The sequence below is a fragment of the Pseudidiomarina fusca genome (genome assembly GCF_032227045.1).
Classification (GTDB): Bacteria; Pseudomonadota; Gammaproteobacteria; order Enterobacterales; family Alteromonadaceae; genus Pseudidiomarina; species Pseudidiomarina fusca.
In genome coordinates, this window is the sequence record NZ_JANFPJ010000003.1 from 227633 (window position 1) to 247082 (window position 19450).

Annotated in this window: 12 protein-coding genes; 8 read left to right on the forward strand and 4 right to left on the reverse strand. The window is 48.2% G+C overall.

Features of this window, described 5'->3' with window-relative positions:
* Positions 1-2 precede the first annotated feature (2 nt).
* Positions 3-2678, reverse strand: a complete 2676-nt coding sequence (gene gyrA / locus NOG12_RS02790) for a DNA gyrase subunit A (RefSeq protein ID WP_313932354.1) — start codon at positions 2676-2678, stop codon at positions 3-5.
* A gap of 143 nt (positions 2679-2821) precedes the next feature.
* Here gyrA and ubiG point away from each other — a divergent pair, with 143 nt between their 5' ends.
* The 6 genes from ubiG (at position 2822) to NOG12_RS02820 (ending at position 8868) form a co-directional block, all read left to right on the forward strand.
* Positions 2822-3538: a bifunctional 2-polyprenyl-6-hydroxyphenol methylase/3-demethylubiquinol 3-O-methyltransferase UbiG gene (gene ubiG, locus NOG12_RS02795; protein ID WP_313932355.1), complete on the forward strand. Its 717-nt coding sequence runs from the start codon at positions 2822-2824 to the stop codon at positions 3536-3538.
* Positions 3539-3540: 2 nt separating this feature from the next.
* Positions 3541-4197 carry an HAD family hydrolase gene (locus tag NOG12_RS02800; protein WP_153825526.1) on the forward strand — a complete coding sequence of 219 codons (657 nt, stop codon included), beginning with the start codon at positions 3541-3543 and terminating at the stop codon, positions 4195-4197.
* Positions 4198-4686: 489 nt separating this feature from the next.
* Positions 4687-7026, forward strand: coding sequence for a class 1a ribonucleoside-diphosphate reductase subunit alpha (gene nrdA / locus NOG12_RS02805; RefSeq protein ID WP_110074991.1), 2340 nt, complete (start codon positions 4687-4689; stop codon positions 7024-7026).
* 83 nt (positions 7027-7109) lie between these two features.
* Entirely contained in the window at positions 7110-8240 is a 1131-nt protein-coding gene (nrdB, locus tag NOG12_RS02810; RefSeq protein WP_110074990.1) for a class Ia ribonucleoside-diphosphate reductase subunit beta, read from the forward strand.
* A 6-nt stretch (positions 8241-8246) separates the two neighbouring features.
* A complete protein-coding gene (gene yfaE, locus NOG12_RS02815) occupies positions 8247-8507 on the forward strand; it encodes a class I ribonucleotide reductase maintenance protein YfaE (protein ID WP_313932356.1) in 261 nt (86 codons plus the stop codon).
* A 97-nt stretch (positions 8508-8604) separates the two neighbouring features.
* Complete coding sequence (locus NOG12_RS02820) at positions 8605-8868, forward strand: GrxA family glutaredoxin (RefSeq protein ID WP_110074988.1); 264 nt, start codon at positions 8605-8607, stop codon at positions 8866-8868.
* Positions 8869-8895: 27 nt separating this feature from the next.
* On the opposite strand, the gene hrpA is transcribed toward NOG12_RS02820, so the two are convergent.
* Together hrpA and NOG12_RS02830 are read right to left on the reverse strand one after the other, a co-directional pair.
* Positions 8896-12633 (reverse strand): ATP-dependent RNA helicase HrpA, encoded by a 3738-nt coding sequence (gene hrpA / locus NOG12_RS02825; RefSeq protein WP_313932357.1) that lies wholly within the window; start codon positions 12631-12633, stop codon positions 8896-8898.
* Positions 12634-12727: 94 nt separating this feature from the next.
* The gene (locus NOG12_RS02830; RefSeq protein ID WP_313932358.1) at positions 12728-13819 is read right to left on the reverse strand and encodes an isoaspartyl peptidase/L-asparaginase family protein; all 1092 of its coding nucleotides are present in this window, start codon (positions 13817-13819) and stop codon (positions 12728-12730) included.
* Between the two features lie 145 nt (positions 13820-13964).
* Here NOG12_RS02830 and sbcB point away from each other — a divergent pair, with 145 nt between their 5' ends.
* Together sbcB and NOG12_RS02840 are read left to right on the forward strand one after the other, a co-directional pair.
* Positions 13965-15398 (forward strand): exodeoxyribonuclease I, encoded by a 1434-nt coding sequence (sbcB, locus tag NOG12_RS02835; protein ID WP_313932359.1) that lies wholly within the window; start codon positions 13965-13967, stop codon positions 15396-15398.
* A gap of 41 nt (positions 15399-15439) precedes the next feature.
* Positions 15440-17056: a GMC family oxidoreductase gene (locus NOG12_RS02840; RefSeq protein WP_313932360.1), complete on the forward strand. Its 1617-nt coding sequence runs from the start codon at positions 15440-15442 to the stop codon at positions 17054-17056.
* Positions 17057-17094: 38 nt separating this feature from the next.
* On the opposite strand, the gene NOG12_RS02845 is transcribed toward NOG12_RS02840, so the two are convergent.
* Positions 17095-19440, reverse strand: a complete 2346-nt coding sequence (locus NOG12_RS02845; RefSeq protein WP_313932361.1) for an efflux RND transporter permease subunit — start codon at positions 19438-19440, stop codon at positions 17095-17097.
* Between the last annotated feature and the right edge of the window lie 10 nt (positions 19441-19450).

Genomic DNA, 19450 nt, shown 5'->3' on the forward strand with positions numbered 1-19450 from the left:
GCTTATTCCTCACCTTCTACAACATCGGTTTCGTCATCCGCTTCATCATCTAGCGGCTCGTCTGTTTCGCCTTCAACAGGTTCATTCAACAATGGATCCAGTTCTTCGTCCTCGTCGATATCATCAACCCGTTGTAATCCAACTACTTTTTCATCATCGCCGGTACGAATCAAGCGCACCCCTTGAGTGTTACGGCCAACCACTGAAACTTCACTGACGCGAGTCCGTACCAAGGTGCCTTTGTTACTAATGAGCATGATTTGATTACTATCAATCACTTCCATCGCACCGACGACTTGGCCGTTACGCTCACTCACCTTAATCGAAACCACACCTTTGGTAGCACGGCTCTTAGCTGGATACTCAGTGATTGGCGTACGCTTACCGTAGCCATTTTCAGTCACCGTAAGCACCGATGGCATTTCTGCTTCACCGTCGTCCGCAAGTTCGAGTTCGTCACCAGTGCGCGGCACAATCAAGCTAACCACATGCTGCCCAGCTTCTAGGCGAATACCGCGGACACCTGTAGCAGTACGGCTTACCGAACGAACTTGATCTTCGCTAAAGCGAACTACTTTACCAGCATTCGAGAACAGCATGATCTCATCACCAGCGGTAGTCACATCAACCCCAATCAACTCATCGCCTTCAACCAAGTTAAGCGCAATAATGCCGCCTTTACGTTGCCGCGAATATTCCACCATTGGGGTCTTCTTCACGGTACCGTTACGGGTGGCCATGATGATAAATTTATCTTCTGGGTAATCGCGCGTTGGCAGAATCGCAGTGATCCTTTCATCCGCTTCTAACGGCAACAAGTTGACGATAGGACGGCCACGCGAAGTGCGGTTAGCCAGCGGTAATTGGTACACTTTCATCCAATAGATTTTACCGCGGGTTGAGAAGCATAGAATGGTGTCGTGCGTATTCGCCACCCACAAGCGCTCAATGAAATCTTCATCTTTCATCTTAGTTGCGGCTTTACCTTTGCCGCCGCGACGCTGTGCTTCATATTCGGTAAGTGGCTGGTACTTCACGTAGCCATGGTGCGACAAAGTCACCACCACGTCTTCTTCATTAATCAAGTCTTCCATGCTGATATCGTGTGCTGCCGCCGTAATTTCCGTACGTCGCGCATCACCATAATCAGCTTTGATTTTCTCTAGCTCTTCACGAATCACTTCCATGAGCCGCTCTGGGCTATTCAAAATCAACAGTAATTCTTCAATAACCTGCAACAAGCCTTTGTATTCATCTAGGATTTTTTCATGCTCAAGACCAGTCAACTTGTGCAAACGTAAATCCAAGATAGCTTGTGCTTGCTCGTCAGTTAAATGGTACTCACCGTCACGAATACCGTATTTTTCATCCAGATGATCAGGCCGCGCTGCATCAACCCCAGCCCGTTCTAGCATCGCGGCAACATCGCCTAAACGCCAAGCGCGACTGGTTAAACCAGCCTTCGCATCGGCCGCTGTTTGTGACCGACGAATCAGCTCAATGATCTCATCGATGTTAGCTAGCGCAATGGCTAAGCCTTCTAAGATGTGGGCCCGCTCACGAGCTTTACGCAGCTCATACACAGAGCGGCGGGTAACCACTTCACGCCGGTGCAAAATAAAGCAATGCAGCATGTCGCGTAAGTTAAACAGGCGCGGTTGGTTTTTATCCAACGCCACCATGTTAATACCGAACACCACTTGCATTTGCGTATTGGCGTACAGGTGGTTCAAGACCACCTCACCTACTTCACCGCGTTTTAATTCGATGACAATCCGCATCCCGTCTTTATCAGATTCATCGCGTAAAGCGCTGATCCCTTCCAGACGTTTTTCTTTAACTAATTCAGCGATTTTTTCAATCAGTTTAGCTTTGTTAACTTGATACGGGATTTCAGAAACAATGATGGTTTCACGGCCATTATCTCCCGTTTCAATCTCAGCTTTGGCGCGTAAATGAATACGACCACGCCCGGTACGATAGGCTTCAACGATGCCTGAGCGACCTGAAATGGATGCCGCTGTTGGAAAATCTGGGCCCGGAATGTAATCCATCAATTCATCAATGGTGATGTCTGGGTTTTCAATCATGGCCAAGCAGCCATTCACCACTTCTGTGAGGTTGTGCGGCGGAATATTGGTAGCCATGCCAACCGCAATACCCGACGAACCATTCACTAATAAGTTAGGTACTCGGGTCGGTAAAACATCAGGAATTTGCTCTGTGCCGTCATAGTTAGGCACAAAGTTAACGGTTTCTTTTTCTAGGTCAGAGAGCAACTCGCTGGCAATTTTTGCCATCCGAATTTCGGTGTAACGCATGGCTGCCGCCGAGTCACCGTCTACTGAACCAAAGTTACCTTGACCATCAACCAACATGTAACGCAACGAGAATGGCTGAGCCATCCGCACGATGGTGTCATACACAGCAATATCACCATGAGGGTGATATTTACCGATCACGTCACCAACAATACGCGCTGATTTTTTGTAAGGCTTGTTGTAGTCATTACGCAGTTCATTCATCGCAAACAGTACACGACGGTGAACTGGCTTGAGGCCGTCACGAACGTCCGGTAAAGCTCGACCGACAATTACACTCATGGCGTAATCTAAATACGAACTCTTCAACTCATCTTCAATGTTAACCGGAACGACTTCTCTGGCGAGATCACTCATAGTAGTTATATCCCTAAACGATCTGTCTTTTTATAGTTTTACAAGATAACGCCATTGTACCCGTACGGGCTTACTATCGCATCTTTTTTTATCCCTGTAGGTTGGGTACACTGTACCTACTTTTAAGCCGTAGCAGAAGCCCTATGACCACAAGTTCTAATGTTGATCCTGCAGAAATTGAAAAATTCAGTGCCATCGCCTCACGTTGGTGGGACCCCGCCGGAGAGTTTAAACCGCTGCATCAAATTAATCCGTTGCGCTTAGACTTTATCCAAGCTGCCTGTGATGGTGTGTTTGGTAGCCGTATTGTCGATATTGGTTGCGGTGGCGGCTTGTTGGCAGAAGGCCTAGCCCGTGCTGGTGCTCAGGTGACCGGCATTGATTTGGCTGAACAATCGTTGCAAGTAGCCAGATTACATGCCTTAGAAAGCCAGCTACAAATTGACTATCAATTTATCCCAGCCGAACAACTGGCCGCGAGCGAGCCAGGCCAGTTTGACGTGGTCACCTGTTTAGAAATGCTCGAACACGTGCCCAACCCGGCGGCGATAGTCCAAGCGGCAGCAGACTTGGTTAAGCCAGGTGGTAAGGTGTTTTTCTCAACCTTGAACCGTAATCTAAAATCTTGGCTGCTTGGGATCGTTGCGGCAGAATATGTGCTGCAGTGGGTACCGAAAGGCACGCATCAGCACCAAAAGTTCATTCAACCGGCTGAATTATTGCGCATGACCGATGCTGCTGGATTGGTTGCGCAAAGCATGACTGGGCTCCATTACCTGCCGTGGCGCGGCTTTTACTTAGACCAGAACAATGTTGATGTAAATTACATCGTCTGTTTAACCAAACCGTTGAAGGACTAAGCATGTCACGTCCAGCTGCAATCCTGTTTGATTTAGATGGCACCCTGTTAGATACCGCCCCTGACTTAGGCGCAGCTTTAAACCGCGTCCTTAGGGCTGAGCAACGCCCCTTAGTGAGTGCTAGTGATTACACTCCGATTGCCTCTCATGGCTCCGCTGGGCTTTTACGCTTTGCCTACGGTGAAGCTGAATTTGAACAACGCAAAGACGAACTCAGACACAAGTTCTTAAGTTTTTATAGCGAAGCTATTGCTGAACAAACCCAGCTTTTTGCTGGGGTTAGCGAACTGCTAGCACAACTACAACAGCAACAGATACCGGTTGCGATTGTCACCAATAAACCAACGGCCTTAACCGTGCAACTGCTGCCTAGCTTTCCTGAATTAGCTGCAATCGAGGTGGTTGTTTGCGGCGATACCTTAGCAGTAGCGAAACCATCACCACAACCCCTACTGCACGCTACCCAAGCACTACAAGTAGTGGCGGACGATTGTTGGTACGTGGGCGATGCCGAGCGGGATATTCAAGCCGGTCGCGCTGCTGGCATGCGCACTATTGTGGCGAATTATGGCTACATCAGTGCCATCGAAACGCCAACCGCGTGGGGAGCCGACAGTTTCATCGAAACCCCCTTAGAGTTACTCGATTTATTAACTTAATTATGATCTCTTGGCCTAACTACGGGGCTTGCGCTGGTCTGGATTTTGGCCTTGATTCGGCACCAACAAAAAGTGCCAGCAGCGCTGCTTCGCAGTTTTCACCAAAAAAACCAGCACAACATATAGACAGTCACACCACTGAAACGTCCATATGTAGATTTATCTAACCAAACCTCCGCTTTCTAATCGGTTTTCATTGAGCAACAAAACGTCAGCTAATGACGGTAAAAAAATTTCCAATATTTTTTTTCAGAGTGCTTGATTTTACTAAACCTCTATTGCACCGTAGGTTTTAGCGAAAGCCTACACTTCGGTTAGTCAAACCTTCCCCTTTTTGTAACGTAAACGCACTTGATCAGTGTGCGATAAGTGCTAGGATAACCCCATTCATTCATCCCAAGATATTGTGTATAAAACCGTCGAGCGGTCGCAACACGCACTATATCTTGTGGCTAGACAAAACAACCATAACAACGATGGATGCGCCTCATGAACCAAAAGCTTTTCGTAACTAAACGTAGCGGTGAACGCGAACCTTTAAACCTAGACAAAATTCACCGTGTGATTAGTTGGGCAGCCGAAGGCTTGAACAACGTTTCGGTATCACAAGTTGAAATTAAATCCCATATCCAATTTTATGACGGTATTAAGACTGAAGATATTCACGAGACCATCATCAAAGCTGCCGCTGACCTTATCTCTGAAGAAGCACCTGATTATCAGTATTTAGCAGCGCGCTTAGCAGTTTTCCATCTGCGTAAATTAGCTTATAACCAATTTGAGCCGCCCCATTTGTATGATCAAGTCACTAAAATGGTTGCTGCGGGTCGTTACGATAAACATTTGTTGACTGACTACACGCGCGAAGAATTCGAGCAAATGAACGATTTTATCGATCACGCCCGCGACTTGAACTTTTCCTACGCAGCGGTGAAGCAATTAGAAGGCAAATACTTGGTGCAAAACCGAGTGACCGGTGAGCTCTATGAAAGTGCGCAATTTTTGTATGTCTTAGTCGCGGCCTGTTTGTTTGCGAACTATCCGAAAGAAACTCGGATGAGCTATGTGCAGCGTTTTTACGATGCCACGTCATTGTTTAAGATCTCCTTGCCAACCCCTATCATGTCAGGCGTTCGTACACCTACGCGCCAGTTTAGTTCGTGCGTATTGATTGAAACAGGCGACAGCTTAGATTCAATTAACGCCACTGCAAGTGCTATTGTTAAGTACGTTTCTCAACGTGCTGGGATTGGCATCAACGCTGGCCGTATCCGTGCGCTTGGTAGTGCCATTCGTGGTGGCGAAGCTTTCCACACCGGCTGTATTCCATTTTATAAGTACTTCCAGACCGCAGTTAAAAGCTGTTCTCAGGGCGGTGTTCGTGGCGGTGCCGCTACCCTGTTCTATCCGCTTTGGCACCTAGAAGTAGAAAGCTTGCTGGTTCTTAAAAACAACCGCGGCGTTGAAGAGAACCGTGTGCGCCACTTAGATTATGGCGTGCAATTCAACCGTGTTATGTATCAGCGCTTAATCAAAGACGACTACATCACTTTGTTTAGCCCGTCTGATGTCCCTGGTTTATACGATGCTTTCTTTGCTAATCAAGAAGAATTTGAACGCCTCTATCTGCAATACGAAGCCGACGATAGCATTCGCAAAAAGCGTATCAAAGCCATTGAACTCTTTAGTTTATTCATGCAAGAACGTGCTAGTACAGGTCGCATTTACCTGCAAAACGTGGACCATTGCAACACTCACAGTCCGTTTGACCCGGCGGTTGCACCTATTCGACAAAGTAACCTGTGTTTAGAAATCGCCTTGCCAACGAAGCCATTGCGCCACGTGAATGATGAAGAAGGTGAAATCGCTTTATGTACGCTGTCGGCCTTTAACTTAGGTGCGATTAAATCATTAGATGAACTTGATGAAATGGCTGATTTAGCCGTGCGTGCGCTTGATAGCTTACTCGATTATCAAGAATATCCCGTACCTGCCGCTCGTAACGCAACCATGGGCCGTCGTACGTTGGGCATTGGGGTAATTAACTACGCTTATTATTTAGCTAAAAACGGGGTCCGTTATTCTGATGGTTCCGCGAACGCGTTAACTCATCGCACTTTTGAGGCTATTCAATACTACTTGATGAAGGCTTCCATGAACTTAGCGAAAGAGCTTGGTGCTTGTCCTAAGTTTAATGAAACCACCTATGCCAAAGGTGTGATGCCAATCGATACTTACAAGAAAGATCTGGATAGCGTTTGCCAAGAGCCATTGCATCTTGATTGGGACCAGTTACGTCGTGATGTACAACAATACGGTATGCGTAACTCTACCCTGTCTGCCTTAATGCCATCAGAAACCTCGTCGCAGATTTCTAATGCAACCAACGGTATTGAACCACCGCGCGGACATATCAGTATTAAAGCATCAAAAGACGGCATTACGAAACAAGTCGTGCCTGAGTACGAAACGTTGAAAGACGCGTATGAGCTGTTGTGGAGCATCCCTAGTAACAAAGGTTACTTAGAATTGGTTGGCATTATGCAGAAATTCGTCGACCAAACCATTTCCGCTAACACCAACTACGACCCAGCCAAGTTTGAAGCAGGCAAAGTGCCGATGAAGCAATTGCTACAAGACTTGCTGTATGCCTATAAGTTAGGCGTAAAAACGCTTTATTATCACAACACGCGTGACGGTGCTTCAGATAACCAAGTAGATTTGCGTGACAAAGTAGAAGCCAAAACTCGTGAAGAAGAGAACCAACAAGCAACTGTCGCGATTATTGAAGAAGACGATGATTGTGCCGGTGGTGCCTGTAAGATCTAGTTCTGCTGCTTAATAACAACAAGTTGCACTCGCTGAGCAGTACCGCTGCTCAGCTGATGATGCTAAAAAAGGTGTGCTAAGGTATGAGTTATTCAACATTTAATCAGAACCAAGTTAACCCTCTGTTAGAGCCAATGTTTTTTGGTAATTCAGTCAACGTTGCGCGCTATGACCAACAAAAACACAGCATTTTTGAAAAGCTGATTGAGAAACAAATTAGCTTTTTTTGGCGCCCAGAAGAAGTTGATGTCAGCCGCGACCGCGTTGATTTTCAAGCCTTAACTGATAGCGAAAAGCATATTTTTATCTCTAACTTAAAGTATCAAACCTTGTTAGATTCAGTACAAGGACGCAGCCCTAACATTGCATTGCTGCCGATTGTATCCATTCCTGAATTAGAAACTTGGATTGAAACTTGGTCGTTTTTTGAAACCATTCACTCACGTTCGTACACGCATATTTTACGGAATTTATTTACTGACCCGAGTGAAGTTTTTGAAGATATCGTGATTAATGAAGAAATTCAGAAACGCGCCACCGATATTTCTCGCTATTACGACGATTTGATCTTCTATACGCAGCTTTGGCAAACCCATGGCGAAGGCGAATGGGAAGTTGACGGTGAGAAGCATCTGGTTAGCATGCGTGAGCTCAAGAAAAAGCTATTCTTGTGCATCAACTCAGTGAATGCGCTAGAGGCAGTTCGTTTTTATGTGAGCTTCGCTTGTACCTTCGCCTTTGCTGAACGTGATCTGATGGAAGGTAACTCAAAAATCATCCGTCTTATCGCCCGTGATGAGAACTTGCATTTGGTCTCTACTCAGCAAATTCTTAATCTATGGCAATACGGTCAAGATGACCCAGAAATGAAAGAAATTGCCGAAGAGTTACGCGACGAAGCACTGAACATCTTTATGAAGGCCGTTGAACAAGAAAAGCAATGGGCCCACTATTTGTTCAGACATGGCTCTATGATTGGCCTAAACGAAGAAATGCTCTGCCAGTATGTGGAATACATTGCTAATATGCGAATGGAAGCCATTGGTTTTGATGCGCCCTTTAAACAGCGTAGCAACCCGCTACCCTGGATGAACAAGTATCTGGTGTCAGACAACGTCCAAGTCGCACCACAAGAGGCCGAAATCACCTCCTATCTGGTAGGCCAAATCGACAGTAACGTTAGTGCTTCTGACCTCGGAGATTTTGAACTCTAAATCATCATGAGCACTGCGTATAAAGTCATCGTCAATGGTCAGCAGCAGCTGACCGTTGACAGCTCACAGGGTACCCTCTTAGAAGCTATGGAAGCGGCTGGTTTAGAGCCCCACTATCATTGTCGCAATGGTTTTTGCGGCGCCTGTCGAGTGCAACTAGTACAAGGCGAGATCACCTACATCAACGAGCCACTGGCTTTCGTGCGACCCGGCGATTGCTTGCCTTGTTGCTGCGTTGCAGCCTCGGATCTTGAAATTAATCAATAATCGCTAGCTTCGATAGCCACTATCCACAAAACTCATTGGCAAGCCGCCGCGGTTTATAGGAAAATATGGCTAATATCATTTTTTAAAGGAGTCTGAGATGTTTACTGTTATTTTTGGTCGCCCTGGCTGCCCATTCTGCGTTCGTGCGGTACAAATCGCTGAAAAACTCACTGCCGATCGCGATGATTTTGAATTTCGCTACGTCGACATGCACGCTGAAGGTATCTCAAAAGCAGATTTAGAGAAAACCGTCGGCGCACCCGTCTTAACCGTACCGCAGATTTTTGTGGACGAAAAACACATCGGTGGATGCACTGAATTTGAAGCTTATGCCCGCGCCAATTTAGGTTTATACGCCTAACTTAGTTAAGCACTACTGCAGCAGCATTTAAGCTGCTGCAGCAAGCGCTTGGCGAATTCTCTTTTCTGAGATCGGGTATTGGGTACCCAACGTCTGCGCAAAAAAACTTACCCGCAGCTCTTCTATCATCCATCTGATTTCAAGCACATCTGACGGTATCAACTGCTGTTTGTTTTGTTTCGCCAACAAGCTTTGATAGGCTTGCGACAAGTCCGTCAGGACCAACGTGTGTAAACGATCTTTGTTCGGATCCACCGGCAGCTTATCTAAGCGTCGCTCGATTGCTTTCAAATAGCGTTGAATATCATCCAAACGCTGCGCTCCGGCGTTACTAACAAAACCGGGGCCCACCAAGGCATCCAACTGTTGTGCTATATCCCCGTGGGCTTGAATCTGCTCTAAGCTAACCTTGCCTTTCATCCGTTTACGAATGCTGTGGCTAAGCAGCAGACAAGGCTCTAATTGGTTAGCTATCTCGCTCACCCGCTCGTTTAAATGTGCTCTCGCAGTATCATACAAGGCTTGAAAAGCCGCTGGGTCACGGGCTGGATTTGCCTCAATAAACTCATCCAGCGCCGCCCTAATACAATCAGCGATAAGTTCTTCAACATTGCCCCATGGATTGTAATAAAGCGCTAATTTCGCTTTATTAGAAAGCGTTTGCTGCAAATGCCGAATAGGTGACGGTAGTTGCAGCAACAACAGCTGCCGCAATCCTTGCCAATGCGCATGTTCGGCTTTCGCTAGGCTATCGAAGAGTTCTTCACGCACTCCTTCGGCCTCAGCCACTAACGCCGGAAAGGCTTTAATCGCATAACCTTGTTGTTGCTGCTCGAGCATGTCGGGGAGCGTACCAAACTGCCAACTGGTTGCCGCTTGCGGTGCCTGCTTACTGGCTACTGCCTGAGCGAGGGCCTCTTTCACGTCACCTTGTAGCCGCTGTTGCAACTGGTGTAAATCTCGCCCTTGTTGCAGTACCTTGCCCTGCTCATCCACTACCGCAAAGTTCATCTGTAAATGTGCTGGAATAGCATCTGCGCCACCATGATACCAAGCATCATCAGGGATAGTGACACCCGTCATACGCCGTAATTTGGCAGATAAGGCCGTAAGCAAAGGCTCTTTCGCTATCGTTGCCGCTGGGGTATCAGCTAAAAACGCTTGGGCGTAGTTAGGTGCCGGCACAAAGTTTCGACGGAGTTGTTTGGGCAGGCTCTTGATCAAGGCTACCACTAGATCATGCCGCAGAGCTGGTATTTGCCAATCAAACCCTTGCGGCGTCACTTGGTTTAGCAGTGCTAGCGGGATCTGCACCGTCACCCCATCATCTTCACTGCCTGGAGCAAAATGATAATGCAAGGGTAAGGTCAGTTGGCCCTGCTGCCAAACATCTGGATAATCATCAGGGGTGACATGTTCCGCATCTTGGGCCATCAGATCAGCGCGTACAAAATACAGAAGTTGGGGATTCTGCTTAACAGCTTTATGCCACCACCCGGCTAATAACTGCTCGTTGTAAATACCCGCGGGAATATGCTCATCATAGGCCTGAAACAGAGCTTCATCATCCACCAGGATATCGCGCCGACGCGATTTGTCTTCGAGCCCTTTAACACTCTCGATAAGTGCAAGATTGTGCTTAATGAAAGGCAGTTGCCGTTTAAGCTGCCCTTGCACCAGTGCCTCACGAATAAAGATCTCGCGCGCTTCAATAGGTTTTACCGGGCCATACTGCACTTTACGCCGTGGCACGATAATCAAGCCATAAAGCGTCACTTGCTCATCAGCTAACACCGAGCCCTGTTTTTTCGAAAAATGGGGTTCAAAATAGCTGTATTTAACCAGGTGTTTCGCCAGTGGCTCAACCCATTCGGGTTCAATCCGAGCATTGATGCGGGCAAACAAGCGGCTGGTTTCTACAAGCTCTGCGGCCATCAGCCACTTAGGCGACTTTTTAAACAAGCCAGAGCCCGGGAACACAAAAAACTTGCGTTGCCGCGCACCCATGTATTCATGGCCTTCTTGCTTGGTTCCTAGATGCGAGAGCATGCCGGTTAAGAGCGCTTGGTGGATGGCCTCATAGCTGGCGGGTTCTTGATTAATCCGAAAGCCCATACCTCGCACACTTTGGCGCAGCTGAGTGTACACATCTTGCCATTCACGCACCCGCAGAAAATGAATAAACTCTTCTTTCAGACGCTTTCGCAGTTGGCCTCTAGAAAGCTCTTTTTGTAGACCCTCAAGGTATTGCCACAACAGCAAGAAGCTCGCAAAATCAGAGTCTTTATGGTGAAACCTTTGATGCAGTTGGTCTGCTTTTTGCGCCCCCTGTTGTGGACGCTCACGCGGATCTTGAATACTCAGTGCGGCGGCAATAATTAACACTTCCTGCATACAGCCAAATTCATTTGCAGCTATCACCATCCGCCCCAACCGCGGATCAATCGGCAACTGGGCGATTTGTCGCCCAATCTCGGTTAATCTTGGGCCTTGATACCCGCGCCGCTTGTTGCTTTTGCCGGATCGCCCACCCGTGCTTTCTAAAGCATGCAGCTCTTCTAATAAATTCAGGCCATCTTTAATAAACCGCTCATCGGGCCTTTCTACGAATGGAAAACGACGAATATCGCCAAGTTTTGCCGCCGTCATTTGCAGAATAACCGCAGCTAGATTGGTGCGTAAGATTTCTGGATCTGTGTATTCAGGCCGAGCTAAAAAATCAGCTTCATCATAGAGCCGGATACAAATCCCCGGTGCGACCCGGCCACAACGCCCCATCCGTTGATTCGCTGAAGCTTGTGAAATTTTCTCAATCGGCAAGCGTTGCACTTTGCTGCGGTAACTGTAACGACTGATACGAGCCGTACCTGGGTCTATCACATAACGAATGCCGGGCACCGTCAGTGAGGTTTCAGCGACGTTGGTCGCAATCACAATACGACGTTGGCTATGCGGCTGAAAAATCCGTTGTTGCTCAGCAGCAGATAGCCGTGCAAACAGCGGTAAAAGCTCAGTATTAGGTAACTGTAAATCACCAATAGCTTCAGCAAAATCACGTATTTCACGCTCACCACTGGCAAAAATCAAAATATCACCGGGGGCTTCACGGCTTAGCTCTAATACCCCATCACACACGCCTTGCACTACATCAGCGCTGTCTTGGTTATCATCATCGGCATTGCTTAACGGCCGATAACGCACCTCAACCGGATAAGTACGCCCGGTAACGGTAATGATCGGGGCCTGATTAAAATGTTTGGCAAAGCGTTCCGTCTCAATGGTAGCTGAGGTAATCACCAGTTTTAACTCTGGCCGCTTAGGCAAAATAGTGGCCAACGCGCCTAACAGAAAGTCGATATTCAGACTACGTTCATGGGCTTCATCAATGATAATGGCATCGTATTGCCGCAACATGCGATCATTCTGCAGTTCAGCCAGCAACATCCCATCCGTGAGCAATTTTATTTCTGTGGTGGGTGCCGTTTGATCATGAAAACGTACCTTATAACCAACCCGGTTACCCAACTCAGTTTCTAATTCTTGTGCGATACGTTGGGCAACACTGCGGGCAGCTAAACGCCGCGGCTGGGTGTGGGCAATCATTTTACCGTAGCCCATTTCTAGCAGCATTTTAGGTAACTGTGTGGTTTTACCTGAACCGGTCTCGCCCGCGACAATCACCACTTGGTGTTTGGCAATGGCCGTTTGAATCTCGGCCTTGGCCTGCACCACAGGGAGTTCAGCTGGAAATTGAATGGTTTGCACAAAAATCCTGCATTAGCACTTAGATTTAAAAGGGCTGCTAGTTTAGCAGCCCTCTGTAAGCTTGTTAACCCGCACCAACAGCCCTTATTGCGAGTTAGTTTTCGTCTGCATAAATTGCAATATGAACCGGACCATCACCTTGTTGACTAGCGCGGTACATGCCTTCGGTATTAAACGGCATATGCACCTTGCCTTGACCGTCAACAATGATCACGCCGCCAGTACCACCAACGGGCATCAGCACCTCATGAATAACGGTATCACCAGCACTTACGATATCTTTGCCTTGATAGGTCACTCGTGCGCAAATATCTGCTGCTACCTGATACTTAATAAAATATTCACCATGACCTGTGGCCGAAACCGCACAACTGCCATTATCCGCCCAAGTACCAGCGCCAATCACTGGCGAATCACCAATACGACCGTAGCGCTTGCCCGTCATTCCTCCGGTTGAGGTGGCGGCAGCTAAATTACCATGAGTATCCAACGCTACCGCCCCAACGGTGCCATACTTGAAGCGTGCGTCTAGCTGCTGCCATGCGGTTTTATCTTGGCTACCAAGCTGCTGTTTCATGCGTTGCAGCGCATCAAAGCGAGCTTCGGTATTGAAGTAGCTGTTATCCACCCGTTCTAGTTGATGCAGATCAGCAAACTCCTCAGCACCAGCGCCGCTGAGCATCACATGCACCGATTCTTCCATCACTTTACGGGCCAAGGCAATCGGGCTCTTGATCGTTGTCACCCCAGTCACTGCTCCCGCTGCACGATTGGAACCGTCCATAATGGCGGCATCAAGTTCATGCTGTTCATCCCAAGTGTACACGGCACCGCGACCGGCATTAAACAGCGGTGAGTCTTCCAACACTTGTACCGCCGCAATAACCGCATCCATACTGGTGCCACCGGCGGCTAAGATCTGCTGTCCGGCGGCGATAGCTTCGGCTAGTTTTTCGCGATAGGCGCGTTCCCGTGCTGGCGTCATGCTTGCGCGGGTAATGGTGCCGGCGCCCCCATGAATGGCAATCGCAAACGGTGCGGCCTCGGTCACAGTCGCCTTGGCAGCTACACTAGAACTTGGCTCAGGTGCACTGCTGCAAGCGGCGGCAGTAAAGCAAGCGGTGGCGAGCAAACTTAAGCCCACGCGCTTGTTGGTGGCAAAAGAAAAAGAACTGAATAGACCCATAATCGCCTCGGTGCTGTTGAATCATTTTATTATCATTAGTTAGCTATCTTAGCGGTAATTAGGGTTGGCCGTCACCTCTTGATTGCGGCTAAGTCAGCAATCAGGTAGTCTGACCTGCATACATTAGCAAGGATTATTATGCGCCATGTCTGACGCCAGTTTTTACTTTCATGACTACGAAACTTGGGGGGCTAACCCTCATTACGATCGGCCCTCCCAATTTGCCGGTTTAAGAACCAATTTAGAATTAGAGCCCTGCGGTCGTCCACTGACCCTATTTAGTCAGCCCACGCCAGATTTTTTGCCTCATCCTCAGGCGGTGCTAGTGACAGGTATTACGCCGCAGTTTGCGCTTGCGCAAGGTACCAACGAAGCGAGCTTTGCCGCGGCTATCGCAGCGCAAATGAGCGTACCGAACACCACTATCATTGGCTACAACAACATCGCCTTTGACGATGAAGTAACCCGGCACCTGTTCTACCGTAATTTTCATGATCCCTACGCTCATACTTGGCAGCAGCAAAATTCACGCTGGGATCTAATCGACTTGATGCGCGCTTGCTATGCCCTGCGCCCCGAAGGAATCGAATGGCCCTACCATGACGATGGGCGGGTCAGCATGCGCTTAGAAGACTTGTCTAAAGCCAATGGTATTGAACACGCCAACGCCCATGATGCTATGGCTGACGTTCATGCCACCATCGGCATGGCTCGTAAAGTTAAACAAGCACAACCAAGGTTGTTTGCCTACGCTTATGGATTACGCCGCAAACAAGCCGTGCAACAACTGATTGATTTGGTGAATTTTGAACCACGCGTACACATCAGTGGTTTTTACGGCGCACTCAACGGTTACGTGAGTGTGATCATGCCGCTAGGCTATCATCCGGAGCAGCCCAACACCCTGCTCTACTGGGATTTGCGCCACAACCCGCTGGAGTTTTTAGAGAGTTCGCTAGATGATTTGGTCGAACGCCGCTTTACCCCGCGTAAACAGCTAGCTGAGCAAGGTTTATCGGCCTTCGCTGGGGGAACCTTGCAACTCAATCGCTGCCCCTTTATCGCTAAACTCAATGTGCTCGACAGCAGCGCGCAGCAGCGTTGGAACTTAGATCTCGAGCAACTAGAACGCCACCGGCAGGCGCTTTTAGCACAGAGCGAATTACGCGACCGCTTGTGCCAAGCGTTACTGACCAGCAAAACCTATGACGCGGTTACTGATCCTGATTTTATGCTCTACAGCGGCCCTTTCTTTAGTGAACAAGACCGCTCTAATATGGACATTATCCGTAATACAGCGCCTGAACAACTACCAGGTTTGACCTTAAACTTTAGCGATTCGCGCTTACCCGAGATGTTGTTTCGCTACCGTGCCCGTAATTACCCAAGTACGTTAACTGATTCTGAATTACTGAAATGGCGTGAATTTTGCCAAGGTAGGCTGCTCTCACCTCCTCCAGGTGGTTTGTCTGCCGAGCGATTTATGCAAGAGCTGGAGTTAGCTGCGCAGCAGCATAGCGATAACTCTCGCAACATGCGTTTATTGAATGATCTTTTACGCTACGCTCAAAGTTTATAAAACGAACAATCACGAACAATCACGAATACAGAACAACAACCATGAGCACAACAAAGTACGATTTTATCATTGTCGGTGGTGGTTCCGCTGGATGCGTGCTGGCGGACCGCTTGAGTGCCTGCGGTAACTACCAAGTGCTCCTAGTAGAAGCTGGCGGCAACGGCCAACACGAATTCAGTGATATGCCCGGTGGCGTAGTACGCTTTATGCACCACCGTGGCTTTAATTGGGGCTACCGCAGCAGTGATAAAGCCCCACTTCGCCAAGGCAAAGGCTTGTTTACCCCGCGCGGCAAAGGTTTAGGTGGCAGCAGCTTAATTAATGCCATGATTTATACCCGCGGTGCCCCTAGTGATTATCAACATTGGGCCAGCTTAACCAACAGTAACTGGGATTGGCCCGCCATGTTGGCAAGGTTCAAGAAACTTGAAGCCAATAGCCGCGGTGCCGACGCTTATCATGGCGCTGATGGGCCGCTTAAAGTCAGTGATGTGCCCACCTATTTTCTCGCTGCCCAACGCTTTGTTGAGGCAGGAGTTGCTGCCGGTATTCCCTTTAACCCAGATTTTAACGGTGCCGAGCTCTACGGTATTGGCCCGTTCCAATTTACGATTCACCAAGCGCAGCGCTGGAGTGTGCGCCGTGCTTTCTTGCTGCCAGCAATGCAACGCCCTAACCTCAAGGTGTTAACTGATAGCTTGGTACAACGGGTGCTCTTTGACCAAAGCCAAGCCCAGCCCCAAGCCGTAGGGATTGAATTAGTCAGTGGCGAGCAATGGTTCGCGCAACGCGAAGTGATTATAAGCGGTGGCGCAATCAACTCCCCGCAATTGTTGATGTTATCTGGTATTGGCCCAGCCGCCCAGTTGCAACAACATGGCATCAGTATCATTGCCGATCGTGCTGAGGTGGGCGCTAATCTGCAAGAGCACGTGGATGTGATGATTCATTACCGCAACAAGCGCAAAGACGGCATCAGTCTTAATCCCATAGGATTAGCTAGGATGGCGAAAGCTTGGTGGCAATATCGGCGTGATAAAACCGGCCCACTCGCACATCCTCCGGCCGAGGTGGGTGGATTCTTGCGCAGCAGTGAACAAATAGAGACACCTGATCTACAACTTCACTTTGTCTCGACTCGCTTTAACGACAGCGGGTATGACCTTAAACCGGCTTTCACCCATGGCTATGCCTGCCATGTTTGCCTGTTACGACCACAAGCCCGAGGCCAGTTACGTTTGCGGAGTAACAAAGCCACAGATAAACCGCTTTTTAGCTATGACTTTTTAAAGCATCCTAGTGATCAACAGGCGTTGTTGGCTGGGGTGCGACAGGTACGCGAGATTATGAACCAAGCGCCCCTTGCTGAGCATAATGGCGGCGAAGTATGGCCAGGGCCTTGTGCTAATGATGAGGAGTTGTTAGCTAAGCTGATGAGTAATGTCGGGCTGATTTACCATCCAACCAGCACCTGCCGCATGGGCAACGACCAAGATGCTGTGGTTGATGCGCAGTTGCGAGTAAATGGCGTTGCTGGTTTACGCGTCATTGACGCTTCCATCATGCCGACCGTAGTGAGTGGCAATACCAACGCGCCCACCATGGTGATCGCTGACCAAGGTGCTGATTTTATATTGCAAGACGCCGCTAACAAGTAGCGGCGTCTGCTGGTTCTAACGGTAACGCAAGCCTACAGTTAGTGGGCTTTGCGGGTAAAGTTAGCAAAGAAGCGTGCTAACGCTGGGATCAGGATCAAGGCACCTAGCATGTTCCAGATGAACATAAAGGTTAACAGGATCCCCATATCCGCTTGAAACTTAATCGGCGAGAAGATCCAAGTAGCTACGCCAATAGCCAAAGTGAGCCCAGTAAATCCAACCGCTTTACCAGTGCTGTCTAGCGCGTACTTGTAGCTGTCATCAAGATGCATGCCTTGCGCTAAACCTTCACGAATCTTGGTGTAGATGTAAATACCATAATCCACTCCAATCCCCACACCTAAGGCAATCACTGGCAAGGTTGCTACTTTCACGCCAATGCCCAGAACTGCCATCAAGCCTTGGCTCATCACCGTGGTTAGTGCCAACGGTAAAATGATACAGGTTACTGTACGTAAGCTCCGGAACGTTAGTAAGCATAAGAAAATAACCACGCCATACACCCACAACATCATTTTGTTCTGAGCTGACTCAATCACTGAGTTTGTCGCAGCTTCAATCCCTGAATTACCTGCTGCCATCAATAGTTCAAGACCATCTTGTTGATATTCTTGATTAAAACTATTGACCGAGGCGACCACGGTTTGCAAGGTTTCGGCTTTGTGATCATTCAAGAAGATAATCACCGGTGCCATCGAACAATCAGGGTTAATCAACCCCGGCGGAGTACGCCCCGTGTAACCATTCAATGAATATTGATTACGAGTTAGGCTATACCACTTTAAATTACCCTCGTTGAGGCCATACGAACCCATTTTAGCCACATAAGCGACAGACTTAACGTCTTGCACCCCAGGGGTATTTTGCATGTGCCACGTAAAACGGTCTAACAGCTCCAGGTTATCGTAGGCAATACATTGGCTTGGTGCCGTTTCTGCCATCACCACAAACACATCGGTACTCGAGCTGTAGTTATCAACAATAAATTGGTTATCTAAGTTATAACGACTATCCGGACGTAGTTCTGGCGCCCCTGCGTCTAAATCACCAATCTTCATTTGCTGGCCGTAGTACAAACCCCAGGCTAACCCCATCAGAGCCACAACTAAGGCACTATAGGCCCACTTAGGGCGCGAAAAACGGCTGAAAATATTGAGCACCGGATGTTCTTTTTGGCGCGCTTTAGCAGCGTATTCAACGCCGGCTTTAGAGACTCCGGTGTAGGACATCAAAATAGGCAACATCCCTAAATTGGTTAACACCACTACCGCCACACCAATACTTGCGGCAATCGCTAACTCTTGAATCACCTCAATATCAATGACCATCAAGGTCGTAAAACCGATGGCATCTGAAACCAAAGCAGTTAAGCCAGCGATATATAAACCACGGAACGCCAAACGAGTAGCGCCCACCTTATCTAAGGCATCTACTCGGTTATTACTGATGGCGTTGATGATTTGCACCCCATGGCTCACGCCAATGGCAAACACTAAGAACGGCACCAACATCGAGTAAGGGTTAATCCCACTTCCAATCAGTTCAATAATGCCTAACTGCCATACCACCGCAATGATGGAACAACTCAGCACCGCAAACGCACTACGCCAACAACGGCTGTACCAGTACAGCATCACGAGAGTGATCACAATGGCGATAACAAAGAACAGCCCTACCTGATACGCACCTTCAATCAGGTCACCAATCACTTTGGCAAAGCCGGTAATGTGAATTTTTACGGTATCCGTTTGATATTTGTCGCGAATGTTCTGCTCTAAGGCTTCAGATAACACCTTGTAATCAAGTTTTTCGCCGGTATCTGGATGCACTTCATATAAAGGCACGTAAATCAGTGCCGATTTGAAGTTATTGGCAACTAAGTTACCTACTTCACCAGAGCGCAGAATATTGGTGCGCAATTGGTCCAGTGAACGCTCAGATGCATCCCATGTGTCTGGAATTACAGGTCCGCCGACAAAGCCCTCTTCGGTGACCTCGCTCCAGCGCACATTTGGTGTCCAAATACTTTTTAAACCACTACGGTCAACGCCAGGCACATAAAAAACTTCGTCCGTTATTTGCTGCAAAGTTGCCTGAAATTCTGGGGTGAAAATATCCCCCTCGGTGGTTTCTACCGCCACCCGAATAACGTTACCCAAGCTCGCCAAATCTTCTTGGTGCTTAAAATAGTTCTGAATGAACTCGTGATTAGTAGGAATCATTTTGGTTAAGCTAGCTTCAGGACGAACCTGACTTGCATGCCAGCCCAAATAAACCGTCAAAATAGCAAACAGAGCCAACCATAAAGGTCGCATCGAAAACAACACCCGCTCTAACAAAACACTTTTGCCCGGCGGAGTTGATGTTGAAGATTGTTGAGACATAAAAACGTCA

Coding starts and splice junctions, on each gene's coding strand:
- gyrA (WP_313932354.1), bottom strand. CDS start 2,678: ATGAGTGATCTCGCCAGAGAAGTCGTTCCGGTTAACATTGAAGATGAG.
- NOG12_RS02800 (WP_153825526.1), top strand. CDS start 3,541: ATGTCACGTCCAGCTGCAATCCTGTTTGATTTAGATGGCACCCTGTTA.
- yfaE (WP_313932356.1), top strand. CDS start 8,247: ATGAGCACTGCGTATAAAGTCATCGTCAATGGTCAGCAGCAGCTGACC.
- nrdB (WP_110074990.1), top strand. CDS start 7,110: ATGAGTTATTCAACATTTAATCAGAACCAAGTTAACCCTCTGTTAGAG.
- NOG12_RS02845 (WP_313932361.1), bottom strand. CDS start 19,440: ATGTCTCAACAATCTTCAACATCAACTCCGCCGGGCAAAAGTGTTTTG.
- NOG12_RS02830 (WP_313932358.1), bottom strand. CDS start 13,819: ATGGGTCTATTCAGTTCTTTTTCTTTTGCCACCAACAAGCGCGTGGGC.
- NOG12_RS02820 (WP_110074988.1), top strand. CDS start 8,605: ATGTTTACTGTTATTTTTGGTCGCCCTGGCTGCCCATTCTGCGTTCGT.
- nrdA (WP_110074991.1), top strand. CDS start 4,687: ATGAACCAAAAGCTTTTCGTAACTAAACGTAGCGGTGAACGCGAACCT.
- sbcB (WP_313932359.1), top strand. CDS start 13,965: ATGTCTGACGCCAGTTTTTACTTTCATGACTACGAAACTTGGGGGGCT.
- ubiG (WP_313932355.1), top strand. CDS start 2,822: ATGACCACAAGTTCTAATGTTGATCCTGCAGAAATTGAAAAATTCAGT.
- NOG12_RS02840 (WP_313932360.1), top strand. CDS start 15,440: ATGAGCACAACAAAGTACGATTTTATCATTGTCGGTGGTGGTTCCGCT.